The following is a 23365-nucleotide window of genomic DNA, read 5'->3' as shown; positions in this document are numbered from 1 at the left end:
TAGTGAACAATTGGCTTTTTTTTACCCTTTCGCCCTCAAAAGTGTAGCCAGATCATATTTCACAATACACCAATCCTGTTAACCTTAATTCAGCAAAATAATAACTCTGATTTAAAGTGAGGCCTTATATGGAAATGACTAACGCTCAACGTTTGATCCTATCGAATCAATATTTCCTGATGTCACAGCTCGACCCAAGTAACGCCAATCAATACCAGCGATTACAAACTATTGTCGAACGTGGCTATGAACTGCAAATGCGCGAACTCAATCGTGAGTTCGGTTGCCTAGCAGAAAGCGAATGTCGTCAAATTATCGATATAATGGAAATGTATCATGCGATGCAGGAATCAAACCGCATGCTCGATGAAGCAGCACGCAAAGAAGTAGACCAGCGCCGCTTAACTTTCCTCGGTTTTGATTTGGCGAGCGAAGCGCAGCTCACCCACTACGTACGCTTTTTAGTCGACTCGGAAGGTTTATATCCTCAATTTGATAAAGGCGATCATCATTTCAACAGCCAAGTACCGATGCTGGCTAAATACCAACGTATGCTGACCACGTGGCGTGACTGCCCGCGTCAGTACCATCTCTCGGCCAATGAACTGCGGCAAATTATCAACGCTTAAGGCTAGCACTAAGCAATGGCTCATCGTTAACACCAAGCTCGTGAAATCCACTTTAAAGCTGGCCATAGTATGCCAGCTTTTTATTAGTCCAATTTTCAATCCCCTACTTTGCCTTTACTCACCCGTTTCATCCTGATCTCAATTGAAATTAATCAATGATTGATTAAGCAAAACCGTCAATCACTAACTAGGCTTAATACGTTAAGCATTGGTTTATGGCTGTGCTGTGTCGGGACGACATTTTCAAAGGGGAAACACAATGAGTATTTTTTCACACTTTCAGGCTCGCTATGAAGCCGCCAAAGATGAAGATCTGTCGATTCAAGATTTTCTGACCCTGTGTAAAGAAAACAAAAGTGCTTATGCCAATGCCGCCGAGCGCTTACTGATGGCCATTGGTGAGCCAATCATGGTCGATACCTCTAAACACCCGACCCTGAGCCGTATTTTCTCTAATCGAGTGATTGCACGTTATAAAACCTTCGAAAATTTCTATGGTATGGAAGAAGCGATCGAACAGATTGTGGCTTACCTGAAACATGCGGCACAAGGTTTAGAAGAGCGTAAACAAATCCTCTATTTGTTAGGCCCAGTCGGTGGCGGTAAATCTTCATTAGCCGAAAAGCTGAAAGCCTTGATGCAGCAAATGCCGATTTATGTGTTATCGGCCAATGGGCAGCGTAGCCCAGTCAACGATCACCCATTTAGTCTGTTTGATGTCAACGAAGATGGCGATCTACTCAAGCAAGAATACGGGATTGAACGCCGCTATTTGCACTCAATTATGTCGCCCTGGGCGGCAAAACGGCTGCACGAATTTGGTGGTGATATTACCCAGTTCAGAGTGGTGAAAGTACGCCCATCGATTTTGGATCAAATCGCGATTGCCAAAACCGAGCCGGGCGATGAAAACAACCAAGATATTTCGTCACTGGTTGGCAAAGTGGATATTCGCAAGCTGGAACATTTCTCACAAGATGATCCGGATGCTTATAGCTACTCCGGCGCACTGTGCCGCGCCAATCAAGGGTTAATGGAATTTGTGGAGATGTTCAAAGCGCCGATTAAAGTGCTGCATCCGCTCCTCACCGCAACTCAAGAAGGGAATTATAACGGCACTGAAGGGCTTTCCGCATTACCCTTTGATGGTATGATCCTCGCCCACTCCAACGAATCGGAATGGCAAACTTTCCGCCACAATAAAAACAACGAAGCATTCCTCGATCGGGTTTATATTGTCAAAGTGCCCTACTGCCTGCGTGTATCAGAAGAGGTGAAGATCTACCAAAAATTGCTCGATCACAGTGAGCTAGCTCAAGCACCTTGCGCGCCTAGCACGCTCGAACTACTGGCGCAATTTAGTGTACTGTCACGTCTGAAAGTCCCAGAAAACTCATCATTATTTTCCAAAATGCGGGTGTACGATGGTGAAACGCTAAAAGACACCGATCCCAAAGCCAAAAGCTATCAGGAATACCGTGATTATGCAGGGGTGGATGAAGGGATGGCCGGCCTTTCGACCCGCTTTGCGTTCAAAATTCTATCGCGCGTGTTTAACTTTGACCATTCCGAAGTCGCGGCCAACCCAGTGCATCTGTTCTATGTTATTGAGCAGCAAGTAGAGCGTGAACAGTTCGCGCCGGAAACGGCTGATCGCTATCATGAATTTCTCAAAGGGTATTTGATCCCGCGCTATGTCGAGTTTATCGGCAAAGAAATTCAAACTGCCTATTTGGAGTCCTACTCTGAATATGGGCAAAATATTTTTGATCGCTATGTCACCTATGCCGATTTCTGGATCCAAGATCAAGAGTATCGCGATCCGGAAACCGGTCAGCTATTTGAACGTTCAGCGCTGAACAGTGAATTAGAAAAAATTGAAAAAACCGCCGGGATCAGTAACCCGAAAGATTTTCGTAACGAAATCGTCAACTTCGTATTGCGCGCGCGCGCCAACCATAATGGTCAAAATCCACTGTGGACCAGCTACGAAAAATTGCGCACGGTGATCGAGAAAAAAATGTTCTCCAATACCGAAGATCTGCTGCCAGTGATTTCGTTTAATGCCAAAACCTCTTCTGATGATCAGAAAAAACACGATGATTTCGTGGCACGCATGATGGAAAAAGGCTACACCGAAAAACAAGTTCGCTTATTGTCTGAATGGTATTTACGAGTACGTAAATCATCATAAGTGCGATTGGCAGCTATGCTTGGCGTTCACCAAGCCAGCATAGTGGTTGCAAAAAATAGCAGATCGGAAATTGGCAACCACCAGATCGGCTCAATCTCTGTATTGAGCGGCGGTGATTAGGGAGCAGTGCATGGCGCAATTTATCGACAGAAGGCTAAACGGTAAGCACAAAAGTACCGTCAATCGGCAACGCTTTTTACGTCGCTATAAGCAGCAGATCAAAGAGTCAGTCGCGGATGCGGTTAACCGCCGCTCAATCACCAATACCGAAAGCGGTGAAGGCGTTGCCATACCAACTCGCGACATTAAAGAGCCGATGTTTCAGCAAGGCAAAGGTGGTGTGCGTGAGCAGGTGCATCCGGGTAATGACCAATTTATCCGCGGTGATAAAATCGAGCGTCCTAAAACCGGCCAAGGTAATAACGGTGCAGCGGAAGGCGATGCCAGTGCTGATGGCCAAGGCAGCGATGATTTCATTTTCCAGCTCTCCAGAGATGAATATCTTGATATTTTGTTTGAAGATTTAGCGCTACCCAACCTCAAAAAAAATCACGCTAATAAAATCGCCGAGTGGAAAACCCATCGCGCCGGTTTCAAAACCGCCGGTGTACCGTCTAACATTGCGGTGGTTCGTTCACTGCAACAATCATTAGCCCGTCGCACAGCGATGACTGCCAGCAAACGCCGTTTGCTTGATGAGTTACAACAACAATTAACCGAAATCCAGCGCCTTGAACCACCACAAATCATCGAACAGAGGCACATCAAACAACAGATTGAAGATCTGCGTAAAAAAATCGAGAGCGTGCCTTTTATCGATACCTTTGATTTGCGTTTTAAAAACTATGAGAAGCGGCCGATCCCATCCAGTCAAGCGGTCATGTTCTCGCTGATGGATGTCTCAGGCTCCATGGATCAAGCGACTAAAGAGATTGCTAAGCGCTTTTATGTACTGCTCTACTTATTTCTAACTCGCACTTATGACAATGTCGAGGTGGTGTTTATTCGTCACCATACCCAAGCCAAAGAGGTCAATGAACACGATTTTTTCTACTCACAAGAAACTGGCGGAACCATTGTTTCCAGTGCCTTGAAATTAATGAATGAGATCATTAAAGCGCGCTACCCACTTAACCAGTGGAATATTTATGGGGCACAAGCTTCGGATGGCGATAACTGGGCGGATGATTCGCCGCGCTGTAAAGAGCTACTGGCCAACCAATTGCTGCCTGATTGCCAATATTATGCCTATATCGAAATCACGCGCCGTTCACACCAAACGCTGTGGCACGAATATGAAAAATTGCAGCCCTCTTTCAGTCACTTTGCGATGAAACATATTCGTAGTGTCGATGATATTTTTCCGGTGTTTAGGGAGCTGTTTCAAAAGGAACACGAGTAGGGAGGGCGCAATATGACCATCCAAGCGACACTGCACCACCAACCACTGCCAGATGGCCCGGATTGGACATTTGAACTGCTGGAGCGCTATCACCAACAGATCAGCCGTGTAGCAGAGCTTTACCGTTTAGAGACTTACCCAAACCAGATTGAGATCATCACCTCAGAGCAGATGATGGATGCTTACTCCAGCATCGGTATGCCGATTAATTATCATCACTGGTCATTTGGTAAAAAATTCATCCAAACCGAGCAAAATTACCAACACGGTCAAATGGGCTTAGCCTACGAAATCGTGATCAACTCGGATCCGTGTATCGCCTATCTGATGGAAGAAAACACCATCACCATGCAAGCCTTGGTCATGGCACATGCCTGCTACGGGCATAACTCTTTTTTCAAAGGTAACTACCTGTTCCAAACTTGGACGGATGCCAGTTCGATTATCGATTATCTGCTGTTTGCCAAACATTACCTCGCCGAATGTGAACAAAAATTCGGGGTGGAGGAAGTTGAAACGCTACTCGATTCTTGTCATGCATTAATGAACTATGGGGTTGATCGCTATAAGCGGCCAGAAAAAATTTCCATCGCTGAAGAAAAAATACGCCAAGAAGAGCGCGAAAACTATCTGCAATCACAGGTTAATACACTGTGGCGTACCGTACCGAAAAAAAACGTGACCGCAGAACAACAGCACCGCTTCCCGGCTGAACCACAAGAAAACATTCTGTACTTTATTGAAAAACATGCCCCATTACTCGAACCTTGGCAGCGTGAAATTGTGCGTATCGTGCGTAAAATTAGCCAATATTTCTATCCGCAAAAACAAACCCAAGTCATGAATGAAGGTTGGGCGACCTTTTGGCACTATACCCTGCTCAATCATCTGTATGATGAAGGCTTACTCAGTGACCGCTTCATGCTCGAGTTTCTACATAGCCATACCAGTGTCGTCGCACAGCCACCTTATAACAGCCGTTATTTCAATGGGATTAACCCTTATGCACTTGGCTTTGCGATGTTTCGTGACATTAAACGCATCTGTGAAGAGCCAACCGAGGAGGATCAACGCTGGTTTCCCAAATTAGCCGGCAGCGATTGGTTAGAAGCGGTGCATTTTGCGATGCGTAACTTTAAAGATGAGAGCTTTATCAGCCAATACTTATCGCCCAAGCTGATCCGCGATTTTAAGCTGTTCGCGGTTTGTGATGACGATAGAAAGAATCAAATTGAAATCAGTGCCATTCATGATGAACTCGGCTATCAAGCGATCCGTGAAAAGCTCGCGGCACAATACAATCTGAGTAACTTAGAGCCGAATATTCAAGTGTATAGCGTCGATATTCGCGGTGATCGCTCCTTAACCTTACAATATGTGCCTCATAATCGCATCCCGTTAGAAGCCAACTATGAAGAGGTACTAAAACACTTGCACCGGCTGTGGGGCTTTGAGGTTAAGCTCGAAGAAGTTAAAGAGAGCGGGCGTCGAGATCTGCTGGCGACATGCCCGAAAAAGAGCCATTTTGAATGCCCGATTTAACCGCTTGGTGATTGGATGATCTGATGGTTTTGTAGTTGGTAGTTTTGTAGTCGATAGTTTGGTGATAATCAGTCAATCATTACTGACTATCACCAACGTATTATCGCGGATCAGGCGCTCAGTGAACTTGCTGAGCGACAATCTGCCGAACTAAAGCCAAATCTTCTGGGGTGTCAACGCCAGCCGGAGGCGCTTGTAAGGCCACTGCAACATGAATTTTCTCACCATGCCAAAGTACGCGCAGCTGCTCTAAGCTCTCAATTTTTTCCAATTGGCTAGGTTGCCACTGAAGGTAGGTGTGGATGAAACCCGCACGATAAGCATAAATGCCAATGTGGCGCAGCACTGGCTGTGCAATTGTTGGCTCTGGCGTGGCAAAATGATCGCGATCCCAAGGAATGGTCGCGCGACTAAAATACAGCGCATAACCGTGTTTATCAGTCACCACCTTAACCGCATTGGGATTAAACACTTCCGCTTGCTGCTCAATTTGCACAGCCAGAGTCGCCATGGGCGCATGGCAAGCAGCTAGGTTGTCCGCGACTTGACGGATAATCACTGGTGGGATCAAAGGCTCATCACCTTGCACATTAACCACAATGTGCTCAGCAGGGATCGCCATTTTTTCAACCACTTCCGCCAATCGCTCGGTACCTGATTGATGATCAGGCGAGGTCATACACACTACACCACCAAACGCTTGCACGACATCAGCCACCCGCTGATCGTCAGTGGCAATAATCACTCGCTCAGCTCCCGCTTGCATCGCTTGCTGGTACACCCATTGAATCATTGGCTTGCCACCAATATCGGCCAGCGGCTTACCCGGCAAACGGGTTGATTGATAGCGGGCTGGGATCACAACCGTAAATGACATTAGCGTCCCTCATCCATACTCATGCTACGAGCTTCTGACTCTAACAGCACCGGAATACCTTGTTTGATTTGATAAGCCAGACGATCCAGTTTACAAATCAATTCTTGGCGAGTTTTATCGTAACTCAGCTTACCCTTACACACTGGACAAGCGACTATTTCAAGCAGACGGTGATCCATATGAATCCATTACCTCTTTAATTTTGTCGACAATACGCAGCTCCATGTCTGGAGCGAATTGAGCCGAAACGGGCAAATACCACCAATTGGCTTGTGCAAATCCAGCACATTTAACCGCATCTTTTTCCGTCATGATCAGATGGTCACCCTGTTGTGCCAGTTGCTTTAACTGCGTGGCATCAAACGCGTGGTGATCCGCAAACCCTTGGCAAACCAACAAATCCGCATTCAGTGCCCGTAAAGTATTAAAAAATCGCGTTGGGTGACCAATTCCAGCCATAGCGCACACACGAGTCAATTGGTTGACTGGGCAACGCTCACCGGTGCGCAGGTTAACCGCCAAATCTGGCTGCAGGTGCATAGCGATTTCATTGGGCTGCGCACGACCGCCGTTGGTAATAATAAAATCCACTTGCTGTAACCGGCTAATCGGTTCACGCAGCGGCCCAAGCGGGATCAACTGCTGATTACCAAAACGGCGCACGCCATCAACCACGGCAATTTCAATATCGCGCTGCAAAGCATAATGCTGTAAACCATCATCACTGATGATGATATTCACTCCACATGCCACGAGTGCTTGTACCGCTTGGCTACGTACCGGATCCACCGCCACTGGTGCGCCGCTGCGTTGAAAGATCAGCTTTGGCTCATCACCACAATGCTCTGGCGGTGTGTGCTGATTAACCAGCAGTGGGTAACTCGGCGCTTTCGCCCCATAACCACGTGATACGACGCCCGGCCGATAACCCAGTTTTTGCAACGTTTCCACTAACCAAATCACCACTGGCGTTTTACCATTACCGCCAGCGGTAATATTACCCACCACCACCACAGGGATCGGAGCTCGGAAAGTGGCTTTACGGCCAGTTTGATAAGCGTTACGCCGTGCGCGGCTGATCGCAGCGAATATCAAGCTTAACGGCCACAACAGTGGCCATAATAAGTAACTCAGCAGATGGCGTTGAAACCAAATTTTTTCAATCACCGTTATTCACCAAACTGAATGCGGTGCAGTTGAGTATAGGCGCCGTCTTGAGCTAGCAACTCAGCATGACGACCACGCTCAATGATTTGCCCTTCATCAACCACCAAGATTTCATCCGCTTGTTCAATGGTCGATAAACGGTGGGCAATCACTAACACTGTTTTGTTTTTCTGTAGCTCATCGAGTGCCGCTTGAATGGCTCGCTCTGATTCCGTATCCAGCGCCGAAGTTGCTTCATCAAGGATCAGCACTGGTGCATCACGCAACAACGCCCGAGCAATAGCCACTCGCTGCCGCTGACCACCAGACAAACTGGTGCCATTTTCACCGATCACGGTATCCAAGCCTTGCGGCAGATTTTCGATAAACTCCATCGCATGGGCTTGACGTGCCGCTTGCTCAATCTGCTCTCGGGTGTATTCGCCTTCCGCAGCATAGGCAATATTGTTGGCGATGCTGTCATTAAATAGGTGTACGTTCTGTGATACCAATGCGAAATGGCGACGAAGATTGGTCAGCTTATAATCGCGCACATCGTGCTGATCTAAACGGATCGCGCCACTATCCACATCGTAAAAACGAGTAAAGAGGTTCGCGATGGTCGATTTGCCAGAGCCTGAGCGCCCCACCAATGCGACGGTTTTACCTTGCTCAATGGTGAACGACACATTGGATAACGCCGGCTTGTCTTTGCCTTGGTAAGTGAAAGTGACATCTTGCACCACCACCTCACCTTTCACACGATCCACCGCATATTTGCCATTATCACGCTCGGTTTCCAGATCCATCAAACCAAATAAGGTTTGACATGCGGCCATCCCGCGTTGGAAATCCGAAGTGACATTGGTTAACGCTTTCAGCGGACGCATTAAGCCAAACATGGCGGAAAACACCACAGTAAAGGTACCCGGGGTCAATTCGGCCCGAATAGAATCGACGCTCGCCAAAAACAACACCGCAAACAGTGCCAGGGAAGCAATCATCTGGATCACGGGATCCGCCGTCGCCTGTGCCGACACCAATTTCATGGTTTGCTGACGCATTCGGTTACTGACTTGGTCGAAACGCTTACGCTCCACCGCTTGCCCACCGTAACTGAGCACCACTTTATGCCCTTTGAGCATCTGCTCGGCAGACGAAGTGACGTGTCCCATCGTCGTCTGCATATTGCGGGAAATCTTGCGAAAACGCTTCGAGACAAAGCTAATTGCAAACGCCACCACTGGTGCAACCACAATCAAGACTAAAGAGAGCTGCCAACTGTTCCAAAACATCAGTACCAGCAAGCCAACAATACTGGCCCCTTCCCGCACAATGCTCACCAAAGCTCGGCTGGTGGCTCCAGCGACTTGCTCCGAATCATAAGTGATCCGCGACAAAAGTCCGCCCGTGGATTGTTGATCGAAAAAGCTCACTGGCATATGCATAAAATGGTTAAACAAACCACGGCGCATTTGCATCACCACGTTGCCAGATACCCAGCTCAAGCAGTAGGCAGAAGCAAAACTACTTAGTCCACGCACAAACATCAGACCTAAAATCATAAACGGTAGAATGCGCAAAAAAGTCGATTCAGCATCACCAAACCCTTCATCTAATAAGGGTTTAAGCAGTGAAATCATGTAGGTATCGGCAACCGCATTAATGATCAACGCGATGGTTGCCACCACCAGCCCCGCTTTATAGGTGCTGATATAAGTCCACAGACGTTTAAAGGTCTGCCAGTTAGATTCGTCAGAGTGAAGTGACATAGAAAGGCTTTTCTGATTACAAAATTGGCCTCATTCTACCCCTTTACGTAGCATCTGCCTATACCAAGGCTCCCAGTAGCGCCGCCGCTGAGCCAACCAATCAAGCTGATCCGGATAGAAAAATAGCGAAATCTGCCCCATTTGTCCGGTATCTAGCCACTGCACTTGTTGCTGCTGATAACGTGCAACCACCTGTGGATGAGGCAAGTTCCAGCGGTTATCTTTGGCCAGAGAAGCGATCGCCAACTGGGGTTGCACTTGGGCTATAAACTCGGCGGTCGATGAGGTTTTACTGCCATGATGCGGCACTAGCATCACATCACTTTGTAATACAACGCCATCTCGGGCGAGTAACCACTCACCCAGCGCGGTGACATCACCGGATAACAACACCGAATGCTGGGATTGTGTATCGCTGACGCGGATCACGCAGGAGTGCGGGTTATAAGCTCGGCTCACCCGTTGCGGCGGCCATAACACATTAAATTCAAGTGACTGCCACTGCCAACTCACACCTCGGACACAAGGCTCAAATTGCACACCGTGTTGACTACTACGGATCCAACGCGGCTGCCAGCGGCTAGCCAATCCTTGCCAATCTCCCGCATGATCATTATCCAGATGACTTAAAATCAGCCCATCTAATTGCTGAATCCCACGCTGCTGTAACAGCGGCTCAATCACGCTGTGAGCGTAGCTTCCAGTCGGCCAACTGCTGCCAGTATCGTAGATAATCGCCCGCTGATTCTGCTCAATCATGATCGCCAAGCCATGCCCAACATCCAGCACATCGATTCGCCAAAGCGGCTTGATGCCGGGAAACCACCACCATAACCCAATCATGATCAATATCAACGCGCACGCTTGGCGGCTAATGATTCGATACAACAAACTCACCGCCACAATTCCGATCACGATACCTTGTACCTGCTTGGGTACCACCAACCAACCGACTTCAGCAAATTGCAGCGCCCACTCCAGTGGCATAAAAGTCCAATCCACCCATGGCCAGTAGCCAGGTGCCCAACTCGGAAGCGCCACCATCAGTAGCAGACCGAAGAATAGCACCGGTACAATCACCAATGAAAACCACGGGATAAACAACAAATTGTACAGCACAGCCGTAATGCTCAATCCACCAAAAAAATACGCCGTGACCGGCGCCATTAAACAGACCAGAGAGATTTGCGCCCACAATAATCTCTGCCACTTGGCTTGACGTTGATTTTGGCTGGCGAGCTGATAAAGCACCACTGCAACCGCGAGAAATGACATCCAAAAGCTATTGGAGAGCGAAGCGAACGGCGACCAAAACAGCACCACCGCGAGGGTGAGTAAAATGCGCTGATACGCCGACAATGGCAAAGCCAATACCACCAACGCCACGTTGAGCAGACACATGATCAGCGCACGCTGAGTGGGTAGCGTGAATCCGGCCAACCAAGCATACAGCAGTGCTAATAAGCCACCGAGGATAAAAGGCGACCAGATCAGCTTGACATGCCAACGCATCAAACCCGCCCCCAGCACATAGCCTAAGCTGAATGCGATACCAATATGTAAGCCAGAAATAGCCACTAAATGAATCAAACCGCTGTTGCGCAGTGCTTGCCACTCGGATTCCTCGATCGCTTTACGCTCACCAAAGGTCAGCGCTAAGATCAAGCCTTGGAAGCGGCTAGCATCAGTCAATGCGGTCAATTGGGTTAGCCAAGCAGACCGGACATCTCCCCGCTGGATAATTTGGTAGCTGGTATTGGGTTTAACACTGGCGCGAGCTAAGACCGATTGCGCCATCGAATGCGCTTCTAAATCAAAACCGACTTGATTAAGTCGCCCAATCACCGGTTTCAAGGTTACGGAAAATTCGAATTGATCATTGGGCTGTAACGGTAATGGCGCGGTTAAACGCACGCGCGGTTGATGCCATCGGTGCAATCTTTGACCATTGACCTGATGAATTAAGATCAACCCCTCATAGGCGTAACGAGTTTGTGTAAAAAAGCTGTCAACTCGGCCTTTTATGCTAATATCCGGGCCTGCTTGATAGAGCAGGTTGGATTGATCTCGTATAAGATTGCCATGTAGCACTATGGTCAGGATGGCCAATCCTAAACCAAGCCATTGACGGCAAATTCGGTAATAGATGCACAGGCCACATATCATGAGGCAAAACCACGCCCAGCCCCACGTTGGCATCCATGGCCAATATGGTGCAGAGAGCATGGTGAGTGAAAATGCCATTAGCGACCAGTAATTCGACAAGAGAGTCATAATCCCGTATGCCAAAAAAATTTATTAAACGGTTTATGCCTGACCACGATGTGATCAAACGCCAAAAAGCCCTGCGCGTATTTGGAAATGTGTTATACAACCCAAACCTTTGGTGTCTTAATCGCCGCTCAGCGGCAGGGGCTTTTGCGGTTGGTCTATTTATGGCTTTTATCCCTCTACCCAGTCAGATGATCATGGCCGCAGGTGCAGCAATTGCTCTGGGGGTTAACTTACCGCTATCCGTTGCGTTAGTGTGGATCACCAACCCCATCACCATGCCAGTGATCTTCTATTGCACTTATAAAGTGGGCGCTTGGCTCATGGGCATCCCTCCCCAATCATTCCACTTAGAGTTGAGTTGGGAATTTCTGCTCAATCAAATGAACACCATCGGCCTGCCGTTTTTACTCGGCTCGGTAGTTTGCGCTGTGATAGCAGCATTAATCGGCTATTTTAGTATTCATGCCTTATGGCGTTATTCGGTGGTGCGCAGTTGGCAAAAACGCCGTCTTAATAGTCGAATTAATAAAAGCCGCGTCAATAACATGCCGGAGAATCGACCGTAATGCACCGCGGCCTCCCCCTGGGCCAAGTAAATTGTGAGTGATAAGCGAACTACCGATGCAAAGCGTGTCAAATTAAGATGAAAAAAGGACCATTCGGTCCTTTTTTGTTGATGTTGCCTGCAGTGGCCTCAGTTATCCCACATGGAGATTATTTACTACTGAGCACTTGGGCTGGATTTAATCGACTGGCGCGCCGCGCTGGGTACCAGGTCGCCAACAGGCTCAACACGATCGCAGTACCGGACACCAATAGCACATCCAAGGCTTCAACTTGTGAAGGCAAAAAATCGACAAAATAGATATCGCCAGATAAAAACTGATGGCCAATCAACTGCTCTAACCCGTTGACCAATCGGGTTAAATTGAATGCAATTAATACTCCCGCGATGCTGCCAGCCACACTGCCTAGCACACCAGAAAAGACCCCTTGCCAGACAAAGATACGCTTAATCAGGCCATCACTGGCCCCCATGGTACGTAAAATAGCAATCTCCGCCGCCCGATCTTTGACCGCCATCATCAAGGTAGAGACAATGTTAAAGCTCGCGACCCCGATCACCAATACCATTACTAAATACATAATGGTGCGCACCAGCTGAATATCACGGTATAAAAAGCCATATTTTTGCTGCCAGCTATTGAGATAAACATATTCGCTAAGCTGGTTGCCCACCTCACGTACGATCTGGGTCGCTTGCAGGACCTGATCAACTTTCACCGCCACCCCGGTGACACCATCACCTAAATTGGCGTAACGCTGGGCATCCTCAAGCGGTATTAGCGCCAAGCTGTGATCAATTTGCCCATTGAGCGCCAACAAGCCACTCACGGTGACTCGCACTCGCTTCGGAGCTTGTAATTTGTCACCACTGGCGGTACTGGGCAGTAGCAAAGTGATCATATCACCGATTTGCACACCCAGTTTTTCTGCCACCCCTTGGCCCAAAATCACCTGCTGCTGATCGGGGACAAAATTTTGCCACGCCTGCGCACTGATAAATTGTGCCAGACGCGATACCGTTTGCTCACGCTGTGGATCGACTCCACGTACTTCAAGCGCTTTTAGCTGAGTGCCGTTTTCTGCCAACGCCGTCATTTTTACATAAGGCGCCGCCGCAACAATTTGCCGATGTTCGGTCGCTTGTGCGATCAGCTCCGGCCAACGCTGCACCGGGCCACGCACCCCTTCAAACTCACCATGAGGGATCACCGACAACACCCGCGATTGCAACTCACGCTCAAAACCATTCATCGCCGACAGACCAATAATGATCACCGCCACTCCAACGGCAATCCCCAGCGTTGATGAGAGTGAAATAAACGACACCATCTTATTGCGTTGTTTGGCACGACTAAAACGCCCACCAATAAACAGAGCGAGAGAAATCAAGCGTTACGCCCCCGTAATCTCGGTTAATAATCCATCTTTCATCTGCATCTGCCGATCCATTTTCGCCGCCAGTTCACTATCATGGGTCACCACTAAAAACGCGGTGCCCGATTCGCGATTCAACTCACGCATCAAATCGTAAATCGACAGCGCCGTTTGATGATCAAGATTACCTGTCGGCTCATCGGCCAGTACCAAATCCGGTTTATTGACTAAGGCACGTGCAATCGCGACTCGTTGACGCTCCCCGCCAGATAACTCAGCGGGACGATGAGTTAAGCGGTGGGCTAAACCCACCCGCTCAAGCAAACGTTGTGCGGCTGCTTTGGCGGCCGCAACCGGATGACCACCGATCAACAGCGGCATGGCCACATTTTCTAACGCCGAAAAATCAGCTAACAAATGATGAAATTGATAGATAAACCCCAGATGCTGGTTGCGGATTTTCGCTTGCTGATTAGAACTGAGTTGCGACAAGGGTTGATCAAGAAACGCCACTTGGCCAGAGCTCGCGTCATCCAATGCGCCAAGAATATGCAGCAAGGTACTTTTGCCGGAGCCAGAGGAGCCAATAATCGACACCAACTCGCCATGTTTCAGTTCAAAACTTATCCCTTGCAGCACTTGGGTGTGTAGTTCGCCTTCTTGATAGGTTTTACACACCTGCGAACAACATAACAACTTATTCATAACGTAATGCCTCAGTGGGTTGAACAGAAGATGCGCGATAGGCAGGAAACAGTGTCGCCAATAGACTTAAAACCACCGCAAGAGCAATCACCAGCCCAATTTGCCATAGATTAATCACCACCGGTAACCCGCCACCCGCCGAAAATAGGGCTACGCCGAAGGTTTCCAACAAACGATTCAAGTTCGCCGCCAACAGCCCGCCAAGCAAACCACCACTAAGTGCGCCAAGCACGCCACTGCTCGCGCCTTGCACCATGAAAATGGCCAGCACTTGCTGCGCTTGCATACCTTGGGTTTTGAGTATCGCTACTTCCGCTTGCTTTTCCATTACCACCATGATCAACGCAGCAATAATATTAAACGCCGCCACGCCAACAATTAAACCCAGCATTAGGCCCATCATGTTCTTTTCCATACGTACCGCTTGAAACAGCTCGCCACGCTGCTCGCGCCAGTCGCTCCAACGCCAACCCTCTGGTAAAGAGCGTTGGGCATAATCACTCACCACAAAGGGATCATCAAAAAATAGCCGCCAGCCTGAAATGGTCTGCGCATCGTAACGCAGTAAGCGAGCGGCATCTTGGCGATGGGTGACCATGAGTTGGCCGTCAACATCCGAGCCGGTGTTAAATATCCCAGCCACGGTAAAATTACGCTGACTGGGTAAGCGACCTAGCGGGGTAAATTGGCTGGCTTCAGTGACCATAAGGCGCACCTTATCACCAAGCGTGACATTTAAATTGCGTGCCAATAGATGACCAAGCAGCAATTGATATTCGCCCACCTGTAAGGTCGAAACACTGCCAGCCATTAAATAGCCACTCAACGGATCGTTATGCTGCGGCTCAATGCCGATCAGCAGACCCGCCGCCAATTGCGCTGGGCTTTGTATTACCGCCTCACTGCGCACCAAAGGCTCAGCTGGGCGCGAAGGCGATAACGCTGCGATAAAACTTGGCGGAGTGGCCGTCAGAGTCGTTTTTCCCATCGCCTCACTGACCACCGCTTGTGGCAGTACCCCAAGAATGCGTGATTTAAGCTGCGCTTCAAAGCCATTCATCACCGATAACACGGTCACCAACGACATCACACCAATCGTGATCCCTGCTGTCGACATATACGAGACAAAACGGCTAAAACGATCGCCAGAACGACCGCGCAAATAACGCCAACCAATAAAAGCCGATACCGGATGAAACATAAATCCAACCTTAGAAATACCATGGCGCTACTGTAACGAGAATCCCTGTTCGGTTGTAGTTTTTCTTTCGCAAATCAATGCAACAAAGCATTTATTTCACACCGAGAACAAGGACATACCTTGATTAGTTACCGCTTATGACGATAATCAACATTGATGTGAGAAGGAACCCCCTATGACCAACCAAGAATTTTTTACTGTTCACCATGCACTGACTCTCAATGTCCAGCCGCTGGCTAGCGATTTTACCCTGCCTTCTCACCCCGTTTTTGAAGCCGAGATCCCCGCTCCATTTGTAGTGGCGAGCGAGTTTAGCCAGTTAGAGCAGCTTAGCGATAATGCGCGCAGCGAGCTCAAAAACAGCGATTTTCCAAGTGTATTGCAACTGCTCGAAGCACAGAACGCCAAACTCAATCTGCTGCTGACCTTTATGCTCGCCCAGCAAGATGATCCCGACTTACGCACCAGCACCACGAGCTTTGGTGCCAGCCAACTCACCTATTTGGCACCAGCCCCACTCCCTTTAGGCCAAAAAGTGCGGATCAAACTGTTTTTGGAATACCCCGCAGCGGCGATTTATGGCTACGCGAGCGTGACTGAATGCCTATTGCAACCTGAACATTGCTTAATCACGCTCAAATATGAACTGCTGCGTGATATGGATCAGGATCTGTTGATCAAAGCCGCCTTATACCAGCAGCAGCGCCTGCTGCGTCAACGCTCACTAGATCGAGAAAAAACAGCGTGACTATGACTAGAAACTCCCTACTCTCTCTGTTTGCGGCGCAAGGTGCCGGAGACAAAAAAGCCATCGGTAATTTACCGGGCGCCAGCTTAGCGCTGGCGATTGCCGAACTGGCGAATGCCCACCACAGCCATACCTTACTGGCAGTGCCGGATCCACAAACCGCGCTTAAACTGCTGCAGGAAATCGAGCAATTTAGCCAGTATGAGGTTGCGCTATTCCCAGATTGGGAAACGCTACCCTATGATAATTTTTCACCGCATCAAGACATTATTTCTGATCGGATTGCGCGGCTCTACCAGCTTCCGAGCCAAACTCACGGCATCACGATTGTGCCGATCAGCACCTTGCTGCAGCGCCAATCCCCACGTGAGTTTTTGCTGCAACACACTTTAATCGTTAAACGTGGTGATCATTGCTCGCTCGATAAACTGCGTTTGCAACTGACCAACAACGGCTATCGCCATGTGGATCAAGTATTTGGTCCCGGTGAGTATGCCAGTCGCGGCTCAATTCTCGATCTGTTCCCAATGGGTAGCAGTGACCCATTCCGGATCGATTTTTTCGATGATGAAATCGATACCATCCGCACATTCGATCCGGACAACCAACGCTCAATCGCAGAAATGGATGAAATTCGCCTACTACCGGCCCATGAATTTCCCACCAGTGCTGCGGCGATTGAAGAGTTCCGTAATCGATGGCGGCAGCGCTTTGAAGCGCGTCGTGAACCCGAATCTGTCTATAGTCAAGTCTCTAAAGGTACTTGGCCTGCGGGCATTGAATATTGGCAACCGCTATTTTTTGAACATTGCGAAACCTTATTTGATTACCTGCCCACCGACAGTCAACTGTTGGTGGTGGGTGAAATCGAACAATCCATCGACCAATTTTTAGCCGATGTGGCACATCGCTACGACCAACGCAATATTGATCCGCTGCGCCCACTGCTCGCACCCAATGAATTGTGGCTACGCAAAGATGAGCTATTCAGCCACTTTAAAGCTCTACCCCAGATCTTACTCTCGAACGAGCCGATTGAGCTGCGCGCCGGTCGCATCAATCCACCTTTGCAGGCGCTGCCGCCATTAGCGGTTGAGCATCAAAATAAAGATCCACTGGCGGCACTGCGGCAATTCAGTGAACAGTTCACCGGCAAGATCATTTTCTCGGTCGAATCGGAAGGTCGCCGTGAAGCGCTGCTGGAACTGCTGCAACGGATTAAGTTACGCCCAGTGAATCACCCTACGTTCAGCGCGGCGTGTCAGCAACCCGAGAAATTTTCGCTGATCTTAGGCGCAGCCGAACACGGATTTATCTTCACCGGTCATGATAATCCATCACCGATCGCACTAATTTGTGAGAGTGATTTACTTGGCGATCGCGTGCTGCAACGTCGTCGTAAAAAAGATCGCAAGACCACGACCAATAGCGATGCGGTGATCCGCAATCTGGCGGAGCTAAAACCAGGGCAACCGGTGGTGCATATCGATCACGGGATTGGTCGTTACTTAGGCTTACAAACGCTGAGTGCCGGCGGCATGATCAGCGAATACGTGATGCTTGAGTACCAAAATGAAGCCAAGCTGTATGTGCCCGTCTCTTCACTCAATTTGATCAGCCGTTATTCTGGCGGCGCAGAAGAGTCGGCCCAATTGCACAAGCTCGGTGGTGAAGCTTGGATTAAGGCCCGTCGCAAAGCGGCAGAAAAAGTGCGCGATGTGGCTGCCGAACTGCTCGATGTTTATGCCAAACGTGAAATCAAACCCGGCTTTAAATTCCAGCTTGATCGCGAACAATACGCGACCTTTAAAGCCACATTCCCGTTTGAAGAAACCGACGACCAAGCCATGGCGATCAACGCGGTACTGTCTGATATGTGCCAAGCCAAAGCAATGGATCGATTAGTGTGCGGCGATGTCGGTTTTGGTAAAACCGAGGTGGCGATGCGCGCTGCTTTCGTCGCCACCGATAACAATAAACAAGTCGCGGTATTAGTGCCAACCACTCTACTGGCTCAACAACATTTTGAGAATTTGCGCGACCGTTTTGCCAATTTGCCGATCCGCGTGGAAGTGTTATCGCGCTTTAAATCGGCCAAGGAGCAAAAACAGATCTTACAAGAGGTCGCCGAGGGTAAGGTTGATATTCTGGTCGGCACCCATAAATTATTATCGAGCGAGCTGCAATTCGCCGATCTTGGTTTATTGATTGTCGATGAAGAACACCGCTTTGGGGTGCGGCAAAAAGAGAAAGTCAAAGCGATGCGGGCCGATGTGGATATTTTGACCCTGACCGCCACGCCAATCCCACGGACTCTGAATATGGCGATGAGTGGTATGCGCGATCTCTCGATCATCGCTACGCCGCCAGCACGCCGGCTCGCCATCAAAACCTTTGTACGCCAAACCGAAGAGAGCGTGATCCGCGAAGCGGTGCTGCGTGAAATCATGCGCGGTGGCCAAGTTTATTTCTTGCACAATCAAGTCGAAAGTATCGATAAAGTTGCAGCAGATTTAGAAAAGCTGATCCCTGAAGCCCGAATCACCATTGCCCATGGCCAAATGCGTGAACGTGAGTTAGAAAAGGTGATGAACGATTTCTACCACCAGCGCTTTAACTTACTGGTGTGTACCACGATTATCGAAACCGGGATCGACGTCCCAACCGCGAATACGATTATTATTAATCGTGCGGACAACTTAGGCTTAGCTCAATTACATCAATTGCGTGGCCGAGTCGGTCGTTCGCATCATCAAGCGTATGCGTATTTACTCACGCCCCCACCTAAAGCCATCACCAAAGATGCGGTGAAACGTTTAGAAGCAATCGCCTCTTTAGAAGATTTGGGGGCGGGTTTCACCCTCGCGACTCACGATTTAGAGATCCGCGGCGCTGGTGAACTGCTAGGCGAAGAGCAAAGTGGCCAGATCCAATCGGTCGGCTTTACCTTATATATGGAGATGCTCGAACAAGCCGTTGAAGCGCTTAAATCAGGTAAAGAGCCAGCGCTGGATGATCTGCTGCGCGAGCAAACCGAAGTCGAAATGCGCCTGCCGGCCTTACTGCCTGAGGAGTATATCCCAGATATCAATACTCGCTTATCGATGTACAAACAGATCGCCAGCGTAGCAAATGAAGATGAGTTAGCCGAGCTTAAAGTCGAGTTGATTGATCGCTTTGGTAAATTGCCAGATGCCGCGTTAAACTTGCTGACCATTGCTGAGCTAAAACTGAATGCGATGCGGCTGAAAGTACGCAAAATTGAAGCCCATGAGCGGGGTGGCTATATTGAGTTCTATCCCAATGCTGACATTAATCCACTGTTTTTGGTTAAACTGCTGCAATCGCAGCCTAAGCAGTTTGCCATGGATGGACCTACTAAGTTCAAATTTACGTTACCTTTGCTTGAACGCAGTGCGCGGATCCAATTTGTCGCTGACATGTTGCATAATTTCCAGCAAAATGTGCTGCCTGCGCGTTAAGTTATCGGCAAGTGAGTGAGTCCCCATGAGCATAAGCAAACTGAGTGATTGGGGTGACCGAACCTAGCCAACACCGCTGTAGTTTCAAGTAGCAAGGCTATAGCAACGTCGGTGATTAACCAGCAATAATTGAACACCGATAGGCAATGCCTTGAGGTAATAACCCAGTGTTGAGCACTGAACGATGGAGTGACAATGAACCGATTGATCCCACTGCTGCTATTGCTGTTGGCTATGCCTAGCATGGCGGCTCGCCAGTTTGATATTGAAGTGATCATGTTTAAACGAGCGGTCGATGCAGAAAAAGTGAGTGAATCTTGGCCCAATAGCCTACCACCACTGAATTTTGCCCGCGCAGGCAGTTTTGCCGATGTCAGCTTTCGCCAAAGCAAAGGTGTCATTTTACTGCCCTCATCGGCCTATCAACTCAATGAGCAAGCTCAGAAATTAAGTAACCATGCCGGTTTCACGGTACTACTGCATACCGCTTGGCGACAAAATGATCAGGGACGCCAAGCGGCACCAGTATTTCATATCCAAGCTGGACAAGATTTCGCGGATCAATTTCAGGCGGACGGCAACCCAATCGGCAGCCGTACTAGCGATGCTCCGATTGATGGTGTCACCGAAATGAGCATTGCTAAACCACTTTATGAGCTAGATGGCACTTTGCAAATCTATGTACAACATTTTTTATTTGCCGAAGCACTATTGGATTTGAAAAAACCAGCCGTGCGTGAAGTGACACTGCAAGATGCCCCATTGCAACTGAGTCTAATGCCAGAGGAGCAAGATGCGACTGTACAAGCTGGGTTGCTTGAAGCGGTATCACCGCAAGTTCAAGAGCAACGCTTCCTCAAAAGCTATCGGCTTGATCAAAAGCGTCGGATGCGCAGTGGTGAAACCCACTATCTGGATCACCCATTGATGGGTGTGATCATTCAAGTCCGTCGAGTCGCCGAATAATCTCTCTTAGGGGTTTGAGCCGTGATAGCCATTGTGGCGGCAAACCCCTTTACCAACCCAGTTCCTGTCTACGGCCGCTGGCCAATTATAGTTAGCCCCACGACCATTCCCCCGAGGCATTTGTCTCATAAACCTTACGCTATCTCATTTATAACAATGAGATCTGTCTGTAACACAAGAACTCTCCTAAGTTGCAGTGTTGTTGGGTTGAATCATCCATGATCCAACACCGATAATCCTGTCACTATCAGTATATTTTCTTCATGTTTGCTTAGTGATCAGCCTCCATCCCTAACACCATCTAATGCTGCTTATAACACGAAGATACGATCTGGATATAAACGATAAGGACAGCCCATGAAACTTAACCTCCCCCTATGCACCCTTGGGGCCGTAGTACTCAGTAGCTGGGGGATTCAAGATCCTGCCCATGCTGCAGATGAGATCCTAACCCAACTGAAATGGTCTTGGTCAACCAGTGCTTTTCATCCTGAGTCTAACCAAGTGATGACGACCCCGATTGTGGTACAGCTCAATGACGATAATGGCGATGGAAAAATTGATCAGCATGATGTGGCTGACATTGTGATTGTGACTTTTGCCGGTAATCAATATTCCCAAGGTGGCTACCTTCGAGCACTAAGTGGCATTGATGGTTCAGAGCTTTGGGACTACAGCAATGGTGGAGTGATTGCCGATGCACGCTATGCTCCCGCTGCCGCAGATCTTGATGGCGATGGAATCGTCGAAATTGTCTCCACCAGCGGGCTAAGCCCCTATATCAATATTGTCGATCACCAAGGCAACCTCAAACAGCAATTGCTGAAATCAGCCTCTGGCTGGCGTTCTGTCGGCGATATTAGCCTTGCCGATCTTGATAACGATGGCCAGATTGATATTTTAGCGGCCGATGGCGTGTACAACTACCATTCGGGTCTACTGTTTAGCCATGACTGGGCTCCCAGTTCGCTGGCCTTTGATAGCGATGATGATGGCCAACGTGAAGTGTTTGCCAATGGCACCTTGTACCAAAATAGTGGTGCGTATTTATGGCAATATTCCGCCAACGATACTGTGTGGTTCTCTTCTGTCGCTAACCTCGATTCGGATCCACAACCTGAACTGATTGTTTCTGTTCCGGCGTCACTTAGCACCGCGCAAAACAGTACCATCGCGGTGCTTGAACACGATGGCAGTGTGAAATGGCAGGTCAATAACCCATCTAATCCTGGCGGTAGCGTACAAGCCGTTTCCAGTTTCTTGGCCAAACCGAGTCGGATCGCAACCACAGTCGATGCCGAATCTTTGGTGTACGGTTACTCCGAGTGGGGTGATCGCCAAAAGATCGTAGTCGAACCAGGCCAACCACTACTGATTCGCTCTGGTGCGGTAGTTGATGCAATAGGTGTAAATAGCCAAACCATGTTTGGGGGTAACGGTGGCTCAGTAAGCAGCATCGATACCAGTAAAGTCCGCGCCATTGAAGTGACTTATGGTAAGAATAAATATTGGTGGACTTACGGAATACTTGAAATGATCTTTACACTCGATAATGGCGAACAAGTCACTGTTGGGACTAAGGATTCAGCTTTTACTTATCCGAGTTTTGAATGGAAAACCAAAACCATCACTTACTTAGACTTTGAATGGCAAAGCAAAACGGTGTCTTATTGGTTATTTGGCTGGCACACCAAGCAAGTCTCCTACTTAGCACCGGTATGGAAAGAAAAAACCATTCCTTACCCAGTTCCAGTAATGCTGTCAAAATCGACGACAGTTCGTTATGAGGTCCCACAAGACTCACAACTGTTAGGGGTCAATGTGTGGAGTAAACCACCACATCAGATCAAGCAATTACAGCAGGTTAACGCGGTGCAATTTTTGACCGGTAAACTCAGTACCGACGCCTCACATATGGGCATCGTATATGCCGGATATTATGCGGTTGATATGTACGATGCGGCAGGTAACCAAGTCTGGTCTGTAGCAAATGATGATTTAAACAGCGGTAAGATTGGAGTGTCGGCCTACGATTTCACTGGTGATGGCATCGATGAAGTGCTCGTGCAAGATCGTTTAAGAATGCGCATTCTTGATGGTAAAACCGGTCAGGTATTAAGCACTATTGCCAACTCATCAGGCACACTGTGGGAATACCCTATCGTCGTCGATTTGGCCGGCGACAATAATGCAGCACTGATCATGGTGGCCAATGATTACGATCGCGACAGCAAAATCAACCATGGTGTATATGTGTATGAATCGGCAGACCCAAGTAAACCTTGGCAAAATGCCACTCGGACATGGGAGCAATATGCTTTCCATTTCTCAGCGGTGAATAATGACGACCCTAATCCGCCACTGCCAAGTTGGTTAAGCCATAACAGCTTCCGCTCGGCGACAGTTCGGGTTCCATTACAGTAGCTTTAAGTTCCACACCAAACAAACCAAGCGGCCATTGGCCGCTTGGTTTGTTTCGTTGGGAA

At 48.7% G+C, this 23365-nt stretch carries 17 protein-coding genes; 9 read left to right on the top strand and 8 right to left on the bottom strand.

Translation table 11 applies throughout. From position 1 onward, the window contains the following. The first annotated feature begins 128 nt into the window (after positions 1–128). The 4 genes from PUN32_RS01075 to PUN32_RS01060 all read left to right on the top strand — a co-directional run bounded on the left by PUN32_RS01075 (position 129) and on the right by PUN32_RS01060 (position 5767). On the top strand, positions 129–629 hold the full coding sequence (locus PUN32_RS01075; protein ID WP_274721361.1) for a YfbU family protein: 501 nt from the start codon (positions 129–131) through the stop codon (positions 627–629). A 259-nt stretch (positions 630–888) separates the two neighbouring features. Beyond that, complete coding sequence (locus PUN32_RS01070; RefSeq protein WP_274721360.1) at positions 889–2823, top strand: PrkA family serine protein kinase; 1935 nt, start codon at positions 889–891, stop codon at positions 2821–2823. Between the two features lie 130 nt (positions 2824–2953). Next, positions 2954–4225: a YeaH/YhbH family protein gene (locus tag PUN32_RS01065; protein WP_274721359.1), complete on the top strand. Its 1272-nt coding sequence runs from the start codon at positions 2954–2956 to the stop codon at positions 4223–4225. Positions 4226–4237: 12 nt separating this feature from the next. Then, complete coding sequence (locus PUN32_RS01060) at positions 4238–5767, top strand: SpoVR family protein (protein WP_274721358.1); 1530 nt, start codon at positions 4238–4240, stop codon at positions 5765–5767. Between the two features lie 118 nt (positions 5768–5885). Here the strand turns inward: PUN32_RS01060 and kdsB are convergent, their stop codons facing one another. From kdsB to PUN32_RS01035, 5 genes are read right to left on the bottom strand one after another with little or no spacing between them, the layout of a single operon-like run. Continuing rightward, positions 5886–6644 (bottom strand): 3-deoxy-manno-octulosonate cytidylyltransferase, encoded by a 759-nt coding sequence (gene kdsB / locus PUN32_RS01055; protein ID WP_274721357.1) that lies wholly within the window; start codon positions 6642–6644, stop codon positions 5886–5888. Next, positions 6644–6823 carry a Trm112 family protein gene (locus PUN32_RS01050; RefSeq protein WP_274721356.1) on the bottom strand — a complete coding sequence of 60 codons (180 nt, stop codon included), beginning with the start codon at positions 6821–6823 and terminating at the stop codon, positions 6644–6646. The genes kdsB and PUN32_RS01050 overlap by 1 nt, the downstream gene beginning before the upstream one ends. Beyond that, entirely contained in the window at positions 6804–7811 is a 1008-nt protein-coding gene (gene lpxK, locus PUN32_RS01045) for a tetraacyldisaccharide 4'-kinase (RefSeq protein ID WP_274721355.1), read from the bottom strand. Before lpxK ends, PUN32_RS01050 begins: the two co-directional genes overlap by 20 nt. Before the next feature lie 2 nt (positions 7812–7813). After that, positions 7814–9562, bottom strand: a complete 1749-nt coding sequence (gene msbA, locus PUN32_RS01040; RefSeq protein WP_274721354.1) for a lipid A ABC transporter ATP-binding protein/permease MsbA — start codon at positions 9560–9562, stop codon at positions 7814–7816. Between the two features lie 30 nt (positions 9563–9592). Next, complete coding sequence (locus tag PUN32_RS01035) at positions 9593–11836, bottom strand: DNA internalization-related competence protein ComEC/Rec2 (RefSeq protein WP_406707925.1); 2244 nt, start codon at positions 11834–11836, stop codon at positions 9593–9595. Between the two features lie 8 nt (positions 11837–11844). On the opposite strand from PUN32_RS01035, the gene PUN32_RS01030 reads away from it, so the two are divergent. Continuing rightward, complete coding sequence (locus PUN32_RS01030) at positions 11845–12402, top strand: DUF2062 domain-containing protein (RefSeq protein WP_274721353.1); 558 nt, start codon at positions 11845–11847, stop codon at positions 12400–12402. Positions 12403–12550: 148 nt separating this feature from the next. Here PUN32_RS01030 and lolE read toward each other — a convergent pair whose 3' ends face one another. Genes lolE through lolC form a run of 3 tightly spaced genes read right to left on the bottom strand, consistent with a single transcriptional unit; the run spans position 12551 to position 15683 of the window. Continuing rightward, positions 12551–13792 (bottom strand): lipoprotein-releasing ABC transporter permease subunit LolE, encoded by a 1242-nt coding sequence (gene lolE / locus PUN32_RS01025; protein ID WP_274721352.1) that lies wholly within the window; start codon positions 13790–13792, stop codon positions 12551–12553. 3 nt (positions 13793–13795) lie between these two features. Then, positions 13796–14482, bottom strand: coding sequence for a lipoprotein-releasing ABC transporter ATP-binding protein LolD (gene lolD / locus PUN32_RS01020; RefSeq protein ID WP_274721351.1), 687 nt, complete (start codon positions 14480–14482; stop codon positions 13796–13798). Beyond that, entirely contained in the window at positions 14475–15683 is a 1209-nt protein-coding gene (gene lolC, locus PUN32_RS01015; RefSeq protein WP_274721350.1) for a lipoprotein-releasing ABC transporter permease subunit LolC, read from the bottom strand. The genes lolD and lolC overlap by 8 nt, the downstream gene beginning before the upstream one ends. Positions 15684–15858: 175 nt before the next feature. On the opposite strand from lolC, the gene PUN32_RS01010 reads away from it, so the two are divergent. From PUN32_RS01010 to PUN32_RS00995, 4 genes are all read left to right on the top strand, one after another. Further along, complete coding sequence (locus tag PUN32_RS01010; RefSeq protein WP_274721349.1) at positions 15859–16431, top strand: PilZ domain-containing protein; 573 nt, start codon at positions 15859–15861, stop codon at positions 16429–16431. 2 nt (positions 16432–16433) lie between these two features. Beyond that, on the top strand, positions 16434–19913 hold the full coding sequence (gene mfd, locus PUN32_RS01005; protein ID WP_274721348.1) for a transcription-repair coupling factor: 3480 nt from the start codon (positions 16434–16436) through the stop codon (positions 19911–19913). Between the two features lie 195 nt (positions 19914–20108). Next, positions 20109–20879 carry a peptidoglycan binding protein CsiV gene (locus PUN32_RS01000; RefSeq protein ID WP_274721347.1) on the top strand — a complete coding sequence of 257 codons (771 nt, stop codon included), beginning with the start codon at positions 20109–20111 and terminating at the stop codon, positions 20877–20879. 357 nt (positions 20880–21236) lie between these two features. Next, on the top strand, positions 21237–23303 hold the full coding sequence (locus PUN32_RS00995; RefSeq protein ID WP_274721346.1) for a beta-prism lectin domain-containing protein: 2067 nt from the start codon (positions 21237–21239) through the stop codon (positions 23301–23303). The last annotated feature ends 62 nt before the right edge of the window (positions 23304–23365 follow it).

This window comes from Vibrio chanodichtyis (assembly GCF_028863985.1).
GTDB classification, from domain to species: Bacteria; Pseudomonadota; Gammaproteobacteria; order Enterobacterales; family Vibrionaceae; genus Vibrio; species Vibrio chanodichtyis.
Note: the sequence above shows the minus strand (reverse complement) of the source record. Positions and strands in the feature narration are given on the sequence as shown.